Annotated in this window: 10 protein-coding genes; 3 read left to right on the forward strand and 7 right to left on the reverse strand. The window is 55.2% G+C overall.

Features of this window, described 5'->3' with window-relative positions; all coding sequences use genetic code 11:
- Positions 1–5 precede the first annotated feature (5 nt).
- The 6 genes from R0135_RS07875 to R0135_RS07900 all read right to left on the reverse strand — a co-directional run bounded on the left by R0135_RS07875 (position 6) and on the right by R0135_RS07900 (position 9226).
- The gene (locus R0135_RS07875; RefSeq protein WP_407349706.1) at positions 6–1940 is read right to left on the reverse strand and encodes a DUF1302 family protein; all 1935 of its coding nucleotides are present in this window, start codon (positions 1938–1940) and stop codon (positions 6–8) included.
- Positions 1937–5080 (reverse strand): outer membrane lipoprotein-sorting protein, encoded by a 3144-nt coding sequence (locus R0135_RS07880; protein WP_407349707.1) that lies wholly within the window; start codon positions 5078–5080, stop codon positions 1937–1939. The genes R0135_RS07875 and R0135_RS07880 overlap by 4 nt, the downstream gene beginning before the upstream one ends.
- Before the next feature lie 333 nt (positions 5081–5413).
- Positions 5414–7045 carry an FAD-binding oxidoreductase gene (locus R0135_RS07885; RefSeq protein WP_407349708.1) on the reverse strand — a complete coding sequence of 544 codons (1632 nt, stop codon included), beginning with the start codon at positions 7043–7045 and terminating at the stop codon, positions 5414–5416.
- The gene (locus R0135_RS07890) at positions 7045–7905 is read right to left on the reverse strand and encodes a PEP-CTERM/exosortase system-associated acyltransferase (protein ID WP_407349709.1); all 861 of its coding nucleotides are present in this window, start codon (positions 7903–7905) and stop codon (positions 7045–7047) included. Before R0135_RS07890 ends, R0135_RS07885 begins: the two co-directional genes overlap by 1 nt.
- Before the next feature lie 71 nt (positions 7906–7976).
- Positions 7977–8456 carry a low molecular weight phosphotyrosine protein phosphatase gene (locus R0135_RS07895; protein WP_407349710.1) on the reverse strand — a complete coding sequence of 160 codons (480 nt, stop codon included), beginning with the start codon at positions 8454–8456 and terminating at the stop codon, positions 7977–7979.
- Positions 8456–9226 (reverse strand): S1C family serine protease, encoded by a 771-nt coding sequence (locus R0135_RS07900; protein ID WP_407349711.1) that lies wholly within the window; start codon positions 9224–9226, stop codon positions 8456–8458. Before R0135_RS07900 ends, R0135_RS07895 begins: the two co-directional genes overlap by 1 nt.
- A gap of 304 nt (positions 9227–9530) precedes the next feature.
- On the opposite strand from R0135_RS07900, the gene R0135_RS07905 reads away from it, so the two are divergent.
- From R0135_RS07905 to R0135_RS07915, 3 genes are all read left to right on the forward strand, one after another.
- Positions 9531–10949: a TIGR03013 family XrtA/PEP-CTERM system glycosyltransferase gene (locus R0135_RS07905; protein ID WP_407349712.1), complete on the forward strand. Its 1419-nt coding sequence runs from the start codon at positions 9531–9533 to the stop codon at positions 10947–10949.
- A 195-nt stretch (positions 10950–11144) separates the two neighbouring features.
- Entirely contained in the window at positions 11145–11426 is a 282-nt protein-coding gene (locus R0135_RS07910) for a hypothetical protein (protein ID WP_407349713.1), read from the forward strand.
- A 40-nt stretch (positions 11427–11466) separates the two neighbouring features.
- Complete coding sequence (locus tag R0135_RS07915) at positions 11467–12384, forward strand: hypothetical protein (protein WP_407349714.1); 918 nt, start codon at positions 11467–11469, stop codon at positions 12382–12384.
- 25 nt (positions 12385–12409) lie between these two features.
- Here R0135_RS07915 and R0135_RS07920 read toward each other — a convergent pair whose 3' ends face one another.
- A complete protein-coding gene (locus R0135_RS07920) occupies positions 12410–13690 on the reverse strand; it encodes an O-acetylhomoserine aminocarboxypropyltransferase/cysteine synthase family protein (RefSeq protein ID WP_407349715.1) in 1281 nt (426 codons plus the stop codon).
- Positions 13691–13782 lie beyond the last annotated feature (92 nt).

Raw genomic sequence — 13782 nt, forward strand, 5'->3', positions numbered from 1 at the left:
GAAGGCTAGAACCCGTACTCAAACCCCACCAAAACCCGGTCGTTGTCGCCAAACTGTCCAAACAAGCCCTGGCGGTTACCGCTGAAGGTATCCGCGCCAAGCCATAGCTGAAGTTCACTCGCCAACCAATAACTCAGCTTTAACTGCAGCTGTGTGTCGCTATCATTGATTGAGTGAATACCAATACCTCTAAAACGCCATGTCGCATTCGCGAAATCCTGTTGATACAGCAGCGTTAATGTCTGCTCAGATTCGTCCCGACCCATGCTGTCGACATGATCAAAGAGATAGCTGTTGAAGATCTGTGCAGAGATCAGCGCATCCATAGACAGCGCCCAATCCACACCGATCAGCGCTGAGAATTCACCGCTCTCGGCCACAGCCTCATTAGCTAGGGTGTTCGTGGGCTGAAAGGTATCCGAGTTGTAGGCAAGCTCGCCTCGCAGCGTCACATCACCAAAGGCGTTAGAGAACGCGCCACCCAGTAAGTGACTGCGCTGATACTCGGGCTCAAGTAAGAGGCTCATCGGTCCGCGCACGCGCACAGGTAGCACTGGCGCATCAAGATAGCGATACAGATAATTCAGACTTAAATCCCAACCCGCGACAAAACCCGACAGCGCAAAACCCGCGTCGCTGTCCGAGAAAATATTGTCCGGTTTGTCTGCCTCCAAAAGTCCAGTAATGGGCACCTGCGGAATGATCCGCGGTGAGCTAAATCCAAAAGGGGTGTCGAGCTCGGCGAGCTCGTGATAGGTCGTATCGGGAATCCACAGCAGTTGCAGGCTCGCTGCGTCACCCACGGGCACAGTGACGTTAGCCGTCCACAGGGGAATACGGGAATCATCAAAGTCATCGAGAATGAACTCCCGAAAACTCTGCGGATTGACCACGTCCAGCACCTTGATGCCGTCGGCCTGCCCCCAGACCACCTGCTGCTTACCCAGACGCCAGTCCGTGTTCCCTAACTGAAAATCCACAAACAGTTCGCGCAGCGAAACCTCGGCCTCACCACTGTTAAACCAAGGTGCACTGATATCCGAATAATTCGGCGGACGACGATCCGTAGGTCCAAGATCCCCCACTCCGTCCAAGCGAACGCGAAGGATCGCGGTGAGGTCTACACCATTGGCAAAGCGGACATCCCAGCGCGGCTGGACAATGGACTCAAACTTCTGCGACTCAGATGGCTCGGTCGCAAAGGCCCACTCGTGCTGCCAGGTACCCGAAAAGTCCACGAGCGTGCCGGTCTTGGGCTTACGCCGTGGAGGAGCGGCCGTGGACGTCGCGCTACTTGCAACAGGCTCTGGGTCTGGGTCTGGGTCTGATGGCACAACAGACATAGAGTTCTGCGTTTTTGGCAGCGGTGCGGCTGCCACAGCAACTACCGTCTCTTCTGCCGCGGCGGGCTCTATAGGAGCCGTCGCCTTTTGGGGCTCAACTGCTTCCACGGGCTGCACCGAAACTGCGGCCTTAGCAACTTCAGCAGACAAATCAGACTCCGCCCAAATATCCACAACCAGCCGATGCCCCCGCCCAGCCTCCTGATTTGGCGTTAGGCTGAAATGCCGGGTCTGATAGTTACCAGAAGCAAGATTCACGACTATGCGAAGGTCTTCGGCAGCCCGCGGGGAGTGATCAATTCCTAGTATGGGCGAGCCCTTAAAGTTATCTGGGAGCGACTCAGCACTAAAGCCAGTGTCACTCAGATCCAGTACGAGTCGCTCGGGATTACTCAGACGAAAGAATCGATATTCCGTCGCAGCACTCAAATCAACCACGACACGCGTGCGCTCTGGTGACACACCCAATCGCAGACCCGTAACACTTTTTGACTGCGCCAAAGCAGGCTGCGCAGCACCGAGCAATAGCAAAGCTGCCAGAGCCGCGAAGGCCACGAGGGCTGATGTGAGCCCTTGATTGAGCGTGCGCTTAGTCATAGCCCGCGCTTCAGGGCCTGCTGTGTGAACACGCGCTCGTCGATGGGCGTCTGATAATCAACGTCGGCAAACAGCAATTCCGTACTGTGACCCGTCTGATGATTACTCATAGTCACTCTGTGTCTCGTCCAGATACCATTGATCTGTCGCACCTCTTCTGCTTTGAGTGTTTTTAGCGCTTCGCCTTTAACATCCCAAAAATCAGCCTGAACCACAATCCAATTACTACCATCTATAAAAGCCTCGGTTCGCGAGTAGCCCAGCTCTTTGGCGACAGCCTCTGACTTGGGCATCGCTTGAACGCGATAAATCCCCTCGCGATCACTGGGCAAAAGTTCGTAATCGTAGTCCTCGGCGCTGAGTTGGCCGTCGAGCTTCATGTCTTCAAAACTAAAGTCCGTACCCAAAAAATAGTCGCCGCGATCAGCTGCGGGAATGCGCCGCACTTTACGAAGCGCGGGCAGATACAGCCACTGGTCGTCCTCGGTGGTATTGGGGTAATCCCAGGTGAGCACTGCCGTGTCACGGATATTGGCCGGCGCGGTAAAGAACAAAACAAGACGCCGCTCCTCGCCGAAGTATTGCCGGTAGCTTTGCGTCTGCCGTTCGCGAGTACGGCCGCGCTTATCGGTCGTGCGAAAGAGTAATGAGCGTGTGACCTGCTCACCCTGGGGCACGGCATTCACCCGGGCTACAATTTCATCGGCAGTCAGGCTGTCCTGCGCAAACACATCAGAACTGGGGGCACCGAGCGCGACGATCAACAGCAGTAAGGACGCAGCGCCACCCGCACGATGAATAAACGCTGGGCGAACCAGATAAACGATTGCCGGCAGCAGCGTCACACTTGCTAAAAAGGCCACAGCCATGGACAGCATGACAATGCTGCCAAAATCACGGAGCTGCGTAACCTGGCTAAAAATCAGCACACCAAAGCCACAGGCAACCGCCAATACGTTTAGCAATAAAGCACGACCTGTGGTCACAAAGAACTGCACAAACATCTCCTCGTGTTTTTGCGCCTTTCGCTCTGGTGATTCACTGAGCGATTCCAACTCCCGATTCAACGTCCGCAAACGACTCAAGGTATGGATCGCAAAGTCCACACCCAGACCAATAGCCACGGCGGCAAACATGGAGGTACCCACCCCCAGAGTCAGGCCACGCAAGACCATAAAGGCGTACACGATCAACACCGCCGCAATAACCGGCAGAAGAGTATACCCCCCGGCCCAAAGAGACCGGAAACTCGCCGCCGCCACCAACCAGACCAACAAAAGCGCAATCAGTAGTCCGCGAAAGTGCGAATCGCCGATATTGCGAATCCAGTGATAGTTCAAACTCACCCGCCCGCTCATGGTCGCCTTAACATCCTGATCAAAGTGCCTGGCAATGTAGGCATCCAAAGACTCGTACACCGCTTTGATTTGGCGATACCCGCCGTGGTTCATGGTGATGCGCACATTGGCACTGCGATAGTCGTAATCCACTTCTTGGGCGAAATCATCAGGATCTGCTGAGAAGCTATACAACAAAAAGTACTGAGCCACTTCTTCGCGGGACTGCGGTAAAACGTAGTCTTCTTTGTCTCCGGAGGTAAGGACACGATTCATCTGCTTGAGATAATCCACAATACTCGACGCGCCCTTTACATGCGGCAGCGTGAGCGCATAGTCCTGCAGCGCCTGCATGCGCATGAGGACGTCTGGATCATAAATACCCTCAGCCTCGGGCGTCTCAACCACGATATCCAAGGTGTTGGTGCCGTTGAGATATTCATTGATCGCCTTGTCCGCGGCGACGATGGCCTCCTCGGGATGAAATAGACGAATGCGATCGGCGTCGACCACCAAGTTGCTCGCAGCAAATGCCCCTAAAACTCCCAGCGTCAAAAAGCCGAAAATCATAGTTCTCGGGTTTTTAAGCGTCAGTGCACCTATACGCTCGAGTACGCCACCTAGACCGTCTTTAGTACCAGCGCGCTGCCGGTCAATGAATTGCTGGGCAACCTGCACACGAAACAGGCTCATCAATATAGGCAAGGCCACGATGGAGTACAGCCAGGCCGCAGCCACACCCAATGCCGCAAACAGCCCAAAATACTTAAAGGGCGGCATGTAGGCGGCAAAGTACAAACCCAAAAATCCCGCGGCGGTTGTCAGTGAGGTAATGGTCACAGGCAGCCACATGGCACTCATTGTCGACACGATTAGCTCGCTGCGTGGTATCTGCGGAGCCTTGGATTGCGCCTCATAAAAGTGGCTAAAAATGTGAATGGTGTCAGCCACAGAGATACCGATGAGGATCACAGGTAGTGCGTTGGTAATCACGTAGAAGGGAATTCCCAGCGCCGCCATGCTGCCTAGGGCAACACTCACCGAGGCAATGATCATCATCACTGCAAGCAGCGCCGGGGCCAGACGCCGAAACGCGAAGATAATCATGAGCACGATGATCAATCCCGCCAGAGGATTCAGGCGCTGCGCGTCGGCATCGATGTATGCGCCGAGGTATCCGGCGATTGCACCCTCGCCCGCCACATGCGCAATCACGCCATCCGGGAGTTCAAACTTAGCAAGCAGAGCCAACATGTCGCGGTAGGTCTGCTCTGCCAGAGCTTCGTCAATCAATTGCACCACGATTAACGCGGCAGAACCATCTTCGGCGACGAGCGTGCCCAAAAACAGCGGAAAGTCCTCGACCTGAGCGCGCACCTCATCAGCCTCTTGCTGTGTTGCCGGCAGTGGGTCAAGCAAAGGCACCACCTCGATGCCGGAGTAGGTGCCGGTGATGAGTGATTCCGAGGCGAGACTCAGGGTGTTGTTGGCATCAACATTGGGTAACTCATCGACAGCAGCAGTCAGCGAAGATATGGCCTGCAGGATATCGGGTCGATAAATGCCATCAGGGCCATCGGCCACTAGCGCGATAAGCATGGGATCAGACAAACCAAACTGCTCGCGGATGACGTCGCGATAAAGGAGCGCAGGATTATCGGGTGCCAGGAATGCGTCCGAACGCGTGTCCTTAGCCAGATCCTTGAGTCCGAACAGCGACGCCAGCAGCAAAAACACCAACGGCAACAGACACCGCTTGGGGTGCTCAATGAGGAATCGAAATAACTGTGAGGCCGCTAACATGACTGCATGCTAGCGATTTACGAAGCGGGGGTCACGCGTAGCGCACGCAAAAAGTTGTCGGGGAGAAACTTGCATTCCCCCTTAGTGCTGGCGCGCACGCTCCTTCTCAGCCACAGAAATCCCAGACACTTAGATCAAGTAAAACTCACCGAACGAGGAACGGTCACACGAACCGTGTTAACAGCCTGCTCTCTCTAATGTTCTGGAAGCCCCACACGTTGGGTTTCAAAAGTTAAAAGAGAAAATCACAGCTAAGAATCATCACCAAATCTGGCGAAGCCTTCATCCTCAAAGGAACGCAAAATCTCGGCGCCCAAGTGACCACGCTACGCCTCAGTCCAAATACCGCCCCGGCGCCAAAATCCGATTGGGATCCAGCTGATCGCGAATGCCATTCATAAACGTCTCATAGGCCTCGGTGCGTGGAGGCATCTTACCCACTGTCTGAATCCCCAATCTATACGGGTAATACCCAATAGCGCAGAACTGCTTGAGCATCTCGTCGTGGCAGGCCATGGCTCGCTCGTCCTCACCATCGACATCACGGTCGTAGGCGATATTCACCACACAATCGATAGTGCGCTCCGTGAGCATGGTTATAGACACCGCTGGCTCGTAACCGTGCGCCAGCATGGTATCCCTGACGATATGCCAGATCGCCTCCGCATGCTCACCGCTGTTGGGAGCGATGGGCGCAATCCACATCACGCCACAGCGATCCTCCTCGGGACTTAAGTCACCCGAAGCCACAGGCATGGAAGGCTTGCGCCAGTAATTGGATGGCAGCATGCCGTCGCTGGGCTCGCCGCGAGTCATGCCGAACACCGGCTTGAGCATCTTCATGAGCTCGGGAAGGTTCGTACCGGTAATCATTTGATACGGCTTTGCGAAGGTCTCGGCCAGGCGCAGTAAAAGCGTGTCCATAAACATAAGCCGATGCACTTTGCCGCGCAGCGCCTTTTTGATGCGACCCCGAGCCGCTCTCACCTCGGCGCGAGTGCCGTACAAGGCACCGGATACATTCCAGGGGCCGCAGTCCCATTCCTTGCTCTTGGCATCCAGCACGTCTTTGGGTAGTGGCGTAGCGCCCTTGGCCACATCAAAAGGATAGCTCTGGATCGCTGCAATCATTTTGTAATCGTTACCAATGTGCATGGCGCTCTTTATGGTGCCATCCAATCGCAAAGGTTTTAGCGCCTCGATGAGCTTTGGCAGATCCGCGTCGCTCTCTACCTTGCAGCTAAAGAACTGCATGTAGTCGGGTTTAGGCATGAGCCAGATGGTCGCCTCGACGATGACCCCGAGATTAGACTGGGTAAACAATCCGTCGTAATGCGGGCCCACACCCCAGCGGTACACATCCACCGCCTGAGCGTTCTCATACTGACCAAAACCCGTGCGCAGTAAATCGCCCTGAGGCAGCACGACCTGAAATCCCCCCACGTGAGCGAAGTGATCCGAGAAAGCGGTGTGCCCAAAGCCCCGTTCGGCAATGTTGCCGATCATGCTGTGATGCGGTGATGCGCCGGTGACGTCAATCCAGAACGGCGCGTCTTGCTCCACCAAAAAATCAAACAACATTTGCTGAGTAACGCCCGGCTGTACGCGCACATAACCCAGCTCTGCGTTGTACTCGACGATCTTATCGAGTCGTTTGAGCTCCATGATCACGCTGCCACTTTTGCTGGGCACCTTGGAGCCGTAACCGGTATTCAGACCCGTACTGATCGGATACACCGGCACCAGAAATTCATTGGCAATGCGCAAAATCGCCTGCACGTCTTCGATACTCGCAGGGCGCAACACCGCAGGCACTGCCTGCTCTGTATGAAAAGTCGCTGTGGCGTAGCTGGCAAGCGTCTCGCCATCAATCAGCACATACTCGTCGCCCAGGAGTTGCCTAAAGGCCTCGATGGCGGAGCTCAGGTCACCCGATGATGTGTCTTGATTATTTTCGTCAACCATTAGTGCGGACTCTCCTGACCGACCAGCTTCAGTAATTGCGGCAAACCTACCGTGTCCAAGCCCACCAACCTGGACCCTGAACGTACTCTGGAGACCTTGCGATCCCCCTCGGGAAGAAGAATCTCCGCGAACTGACTACGAACAACCTCGTAGCAAAGGCGGAGTTCGTCAGGCGCATTGCGGATCGCTTCATCGATGTTCAGGTAATAGGGCGCGCGGATCCCTTTGTAATCAAAGTCTTCGCCCACCCGCTTTACCGTGACACCGGTTCTGCGAAGAATCGACGGCAGGAATGGCTCCATTATCGCGAAGCAGTCTTTGCGGCGCATCAGGTCCGCCGCCGCCGACGCTGCCAGAAAGAGCGACACCGCTATGAGTGAGAATGTGCGTTTTTCGCGTGCAGCAAAGTGCAGCGAGTCTGTGTCACCAAAACGCGTGGCCTTTTCTCCGCGGCGGCGCCGAAACTGCCCTTCTACAGCCAATCGGGAAATCTCTGCCATGGAACCTCTACGACTCTCAAAGTGACTAAAGAAGTCTTTATCCAAGCTGCCGTCGCAGTGATCTTCCATAGGCATACGCGTGCTATCTTCGACAGTCACCAAGCGCACGCAGCCGGCGGGTACACCGCTTGATTTATGAGTGACCAGACAGTGGATAGACTGATCATCAAAGGCGTCGGTTTCCATCTCATCACGAAACGCCTTGGGGTCCTCGTAACCGAATTCCTCGCAGTACACGCTATAGCGCACACGATACACGTCGGCCTTTTGCTCATCAGTCAGAGCCAACGAGAGCTCGAAGAACTGCGCAAAATCCATAAAGAGAGAGGACATCTCTGGATTGACTATTGGTTCAGACATTTACAGGACCCTTATTCTTTATCTGCAGAGTATAGAAGGTCTTTCACTTCACTGCCGCCCTTTGCCAGAGTCTAGACCAAGCCCTCTAGCAAGGCCTTGGCATGAGATCGCGTCAGTCCGTCAATCTGTTCAACGGTCATTCGTACACCCGCTTTGTTTCCAAAATACGGATCCGGAATATCCAGTCCACTAGGATCAAGTAATTCAATACGCTCCGCAGCCTCTGGAAATCGCTCGCACAATACGTCCCGGTGGCTATTCTCCATAACCAACACAAGCGCAGCTTCATCCATGAGCCCTTGCGAGGCCGCCTGGGCTCGCATACCCGATGACTTTACTCCCATTTCATGGAGTATCGACATCACCCGTGGGTCGGGACGCCGTCCAGGGGCACCCACTTCCGTGCCCGCTGAGCGCACCGCGACCGAGCCCCCCTTCCCCAGAGCTTTTAGATGATGCCTTAACAGCGCTTCTGCCGCCGGTGAGCGACAGACGTTGGCAGTGCAAACCATCAGCACCGTAAGCTCGGGGCGACGGAAGGGCCAGATCACTACAGGCCCTCCAGTAATGCATGGAGGTGCCTCACCGGAATCGCATAAGCAATCCCCGAAGGAGCCGACAACAGAGTCTCGCGACTCTCCTTTACAAACACACTGTTCATTACGCCTATCACCTCGCCTGTTGTGCTGCGGTACACCGCAGAACCGCTGTTGCCTGGGTAGGCAATGGCATCGAGCTGATAAACATTAAAGGGAGCACGCAATCGGCTCATTTGCACCGCGTCCAATTGCCGGCCCTGATCTGCCGGCCGGGCGACTGGCATGATAGCCGACACAATTCCCTCATGAGTTATGGGGTAAAGCCCCAACACCGCCCCAATGGGAAATCCGGTAAAAGCCACCCGCTCTCCCGGCCGAACACGATCATCTGCGGCAAGACTCATCGCTGGCAGGCGGCCACCTTCATAGGCCAGCACCGCAAGGTCATGCTCCGGGTCATTCTTGATAACGCGGGCAAAGCGCTGCTGTGACGTATTCCCACGCCCGCTAAATATAGCAATCTGCTCGCGACCATCGCTATCTAGGTCCGTGGGGATCACGTGCGCATTGGTCACCACATAACTGCCATCGGCTGCCTGGACGATAAAGCCCGTGCCCATTAATCGCCTGGGGGGGCGGCCTCCAGTGGGTGCCCGAAGCGGATAGGCGGCTCCAACCCCAACCACAGACGGGGTGAGTCGTTCCAGCAAGTCCGGCAACTCCTCCCCTAAGACCGACCCGCTAACCAGCAGCATCCATAGAAAATGTACAAGGCGAATCATCAAACACTCACTCACCGGGCATAGCCCAAGACAGAGCGCCCATAATGGCCTGCCGCGCAGGTTTACGAAAGCCAATATGGCCGCTCTCACAGGCGACCCGGGGCCTGAATGTGAGCCAGTTCACACCCCGTCAAGGCGGCTTTTGACCCATTTCAGGTCTTTTTGAGCGCGCTGTCACAATTCTTTACACATGAGCGTGTAATCTGCCGCCGCGGCGCTAAAGTTCATATTCAGAGCGAAAACAAACGTCCCTTGAGCGACATCAACAACGCCCGGGACTAAGCGCAACGATTAAAGGTTAGACATGACTGGTCTCGTAGGCACAGTAAGAATCTTCAACCACCACATCAACGTGGGCTATTACTGGCTCGCGCTTATCGACCTACTCTTGTTCGGTGGCGCTATCTACGCCGGCGCTGCACTGTATTTTTTGAGCCTGCCGGGCGGATTTGCCAGCCAGGTTGATAATCTGGCACTGCAGGCCGTAATTTTTGCGGTAGTGACTACTCTTGCCATGTTCTCCATGGGCCTTTACGAGCCCAAGCTTCGCGAGGGTGTTAACGGTATTCTTTTGCGCACCGCCGGTGCTTTTGGCCTTATGACCGTTGCCATGAGCCTGATCTTCTACATCATGCCTGATTTACACATCTGGCGCGGCAACTTTGCCCTGGCTGCGGCGATTGCCTTTGTCGCCGCACTGCTTAATCGTCTGCTTTGGACCAAATTCATCGATCTTGAGCAATTCAAACGCCGCGTACTGGTGCTCGGCACTGGCGAGACCGCTGCCACTATCAGTGACAAAATGCGCCGCAAGGCCGATCGTCGGGGCTTTCGTATCGTAGGCTTTGTTCGTCAGGTGGGTGAAGAGTCACTGGTAGAGCGCGAGCCAACCCTTGCACTAGATTGCCCTCTCTCGGAATACGTGCGTCGTAACGATATTGATGAAGTTGTGATCGCTTTGGAAGATCGCCGGGACAATATGCCCCAGGACGATCTTTTACGCTGCCGCAGCATGGGTGTGCGGGTTCTGGACATTGTCGATTTTTTTGAACAAGAAGCAGGCAAGGTATTGATTCGACATGCCCACGCCAGCTGGTTCACCTTCAGTAGCGGTTTTCAGCGTGGTGATGCCACCAATATCGCCAAGCGTCTGTTCGACGTCACTATGAGCTTTTTGCTGCTGATGATTTCCTGGCCCTTTATGCTGATTACCGTGCTGGCGATCTGGATAGAAGACGGCGTAGGCGCTCCTATTCTTTATAAGCAACGCCGGGTAGGTTTAGACGGGCGCATATTTGAGGTCATCAAGTTTCGCAGCATGAGCGTCAACGCCGAAGGCGATGGAAAAGCACGCTGGGCCACTGCCAACGATGCTCGTGTTACCGCGGTGGGCAAGTTTATTCGCAAAACCCGTATCGATGAGCTTCCACAGATTTTGAATGTGATGGCGGGCGACATGGCCTTTGTCGGCCCCCGCCCGGAGCGTCCTGAGTTTGTTCGTGAACTTAACGAAACTGTACCTTTTTACGAGAAGCGTCACTGTGTAAAGCCTGGTATCACCGGCTGGGCACAGATGAACTACCCCTACGGCGCATCACTGGATGACACTTTCAACAAGCTGGAGTTTGACCTGTATTACGTCAAGCACCAGAGCCTGTTCCTTGATTTTTTAGTCCTGCTGCAAACCGCCGAAGTCATCCTCTTTGGCAAAGGTGCCCGGTAAGCCTTCCTCCCCTGACACCCATTGTGGGTGTCAGCTTTTTTTACAAATGCACATAGCCACCCCCCTAAGGCTCTGAAATAACTGGCTAAAAACCTTGGCTCAGGTCTTGCAAGGTGAGTCTTACGTTGTACACTTGCTCAAACCACTACGGAGGCGGTCCGAACTGAATGTCGGTTCACGCTCTTATCTAATCTGATGGATGTGTTAATCAACATCATCGGGTTTCTGGGACTAGGTGCTTTAATTATTGCTGCCTGGGTCTTCGCCTCCTCCGCAAAACGCTATATCACCGGTGAAGATCTTCAAGACGAGATGAAGGCCATGGAGTCTGACCTCTCGCCTTATCGTCACTGGAAAGATCGCTCTGACAGCGATCGCCGCAAGCAAGACCCAGCGAACGTCTTCCCCTTGATAATCAATGGAATGGAAATCAAAGAGGACCGTCGCGTACATCGCGATCGACGTCACGCTGCCTAGCAGGCGCAAACTCCTGTTTCTACCATCATTTCTCGCGACGATGCTGCTGCTTGGCGCCACCGTCTGTCCCGCGCAAAACTTTGTTCAGGACACTGTGTCGGCCTTTGAAAACAGCGACATTGTTTTTCAGCGCGGCGCCTCGAATGCTCCCTTTATACCTATCGCTTACCTTAGCGCCCGCTCTTACGGGGAGGCGCAAATCGAAAACACCGCAACCGGTGCAACACTGGAGTTTGAGCAACAGGGCGCATCGGCAGCCACCGGAGTCCCTTTTCTTTTAGGTAGCCGCGATGCCCTGGTGTTCGGTGCCTATCTCAGTAGCAACCGCTTTGAGACCAGCGACGATTCGGTAGACGATTTTCGGGTCGACACCGTGGGCGTTCCCCTCGGGTGGTTTCGCCAGGTTAATCCGCAGTGGCAAGCAGCAGCGTTTGTTATGCCTCTGGGTCATCGGAGCACACAGCAAAGTTCTGAGTGGACACTCCAGACCATGGCGGGTGTTTTCACGCGTTACACCCAAACTGAAAAACTCTGGTGGGCCTTTGGCGTCTTTGGTGATGACAACCCCAATGACAGTTACGTGATTCCCTATGTGGGCGCGAGCTGGGTGATAAACCCCAAATGGACCCTCAGCGCAATCATGCCCTGGCCCGCCGTGCTTTATGCCCCCACGCAGGACTGGCTATTTCGTTTGGGCGCGGCTCCCTCGGGGGCGGCCTGGAGTCTGCAACCGATCAACAATGAAGTCGCCGTAAGCCTCGATGCCTGGGATTTTGGCTTAAGCGTCGAAAGGCGTCTTTACAAGAACGTCTGGCTGGAGGCCCGCACGGGCGTAGGAGGTTTGCGCGGACTGCGTCTTAACAGTGATAGCGGCACCCTCGAGGACCCGGATATCAGCGTGGGCTCCAGCGGATTCTTTGCGCTGTCACTCAAGCTGCGTCCGGGCTTGCTTCCCTAGAGCAGTAAAACTGCGGTTTTAGACACTAGCCAACACTAGCTGCGAGCGCCTGCTCCAAATCAGCAATGATGTCATCCACATGCTCAATGCCAATGGACAAGCGCACCATGCTCTCGCTGACACCCGCTGAGGCAAGCTCCTCGGCATTGAGCTGTCGGTGCGTAGTGCTCGCCGGATGACAGGCAAGCGACTTGGCATCACCAATGTTGACCAGACGCAGGATCAGCTGCAGCGCGTCGATAAACCGCGCGCCGGCATCACTGCCACCATTAAGCTCAAAGCTGATAATGCCGGAGGCGCGGCCGCCACAGATCTTTTGGCAAGTCTCGGCGTAGGGGCTGTCAGCCAGCGTGGCGTAGTTGACCTTTTTAACCGCTGAGTGACCCAGGAGGTAGTCGGCAACCTTCTCGGCGTTCTCACAATGACGCTCCATGCGCAGCGCCAAAGTCTCAAGGCCCTGCATGATCAAAAAAGCACTGTGAGGTGCTAGCGCCGCACCCGTGTTGCGCAGCGGTACCACGCGGCAGCGACCGATGTATGCCGCAGGTCCCAGTGCCTCGGTATACACAACGCCGTGATAAGACGGATCCGGGGTGTTCATTACAGCGAAGCGCTCGGGTTGTGCAGCCCAATCAAACTTCCCGGAATCCACGATGGCACCGCCAATAGTGGTGCCATGTCCGCCGATGTATTTGGTGAGCGAATGCACGGCAATGTCAGCGCCGTGATCAAATACACGGCACAGCAGAGGTGTCGCCACGGTGTTGTCCACAATCAGCGGAACGCCCGCCGCATGAGCGATATCGGCCCAGCGCTGAATATCTACGATATTGCCCGCAGGGTTGCCGATGGACTCACAAAACAGTGCCCGGGTGTTCTCGTCGATGAGGCTGGCGACAGTGTCAAAATCATCGGCCTCGGCAAAGCGCACCTCAATACCCTGGCGCGGAAACGTATGCGCGAAGAGGTTGTAAGTGCCCCCGTAAAGCTGCGATGTGCTCACGATGTTATTGCCCGCCTCGGTTATCGCTTCGATGGCGTAACGAATGGCCGCCATACCGGACGCCACGCTCAAAGCGCCGATTCCGCCTTCGAGTTGCGCAAGGCGCTCCTCCAAAACGCCGTTGGTGGGGTTCATAATGCGGCTGTAGATATTCCCCGGTACGGCCAGATTAAACAGGTCCGCACCGTGCTGAGTGTCATCAAAGGTGAACGAGGTCGTTTGGTAGATAGGTGTGGTGGCGGCTCGCGTGTTGCTACGGTCACCCTCATAGCCCGCATGCAGGGCAATAGTCTCCGGTTTCATGATCAGCTTCTCTGTTAAAAGTGTGTCTTGGGCAATGTGTTTGCGGTAATGCGTCTTCGGTAATTTGTCACTGGCGGTGACGCCAAGCGCTA

Origin of the sequence: Congregibacter variabilis (assembly GCF_045689235.1) — a bacterium.
GTDB lineage: Bacteria > Pseudomonadota > Gammaproteobacteria > Pseudomonadales > Halieaceae > Congregibacter > Congregibacter variabilis.

Excerpts from the sequence above, each read along its gene's own strand:
- R0135_RS07920 (WP_407349715.1), bottom strand. The coding sequence starts at position 13,690 with ATGAAACCGGAGACTATTGCCCTGCATGCGGGCTATGAGGGTGACCGT.
- R0135_RS07885 (WP_407349708.1), bottom strand. The coding sequence starts at position 7,045 with ATGGTTGACGAAAATAATCAAGACACATCATCGGGTGACCTGAGCTCC.
- R0135_RS07880 (WP_407349707.1), bottom strand. The coding sequence starts at position 5,080 with ATGTTAGCGGCCTCACAGTTATTTCGATTCCTCATTGAGCACCCCAAG.
- R0135_RS07900 (WP_407349711.1), bottom strand. The coding sequence starts at position 9,226 with ATGATTCGCCTTGTACATTTTCTATGGATGCTGCTGGTTAGCGGGTCG.
- R0135_RS07915 (WP_407349714.1), top strand. The coding sequence starts at position 11,467 with ATGCTGCTGCTTGGCGCCACCGTCTGTCCCGCGCAAAACTTTGTTCAG.
- R0135_RS07910 (WP_407349713.1), top strand. The coding sequence starts at position 11,145 with ATGGATGTGTTAATCAACATCATCGGGTTTCTGGGACTAGGTGCTTTA.
- R0135_RS07905 (WP_407349712.1), top strand. The coding sequence starts at position 9,531 with ATGACTGGTCTCGTAGGCACAGTAAGAATCTTCAACCACCACATCAAC.
- R0135_RS07890 (WP_407349709.1), bottom strand. The coding sequence starts at position 7,905 with ATGTCTGAACCAATAGTCAATCCAGAGATGTCCTCTCTCTTTATGGAT.
- R0135_RS07875 (WP_407349706.1), bottom strand. The coding sequence starts at position 1,940 with ATGACTAAGCGCACGCTCAATCAAGGGCTCACATCAGCCCTCGTGGCC.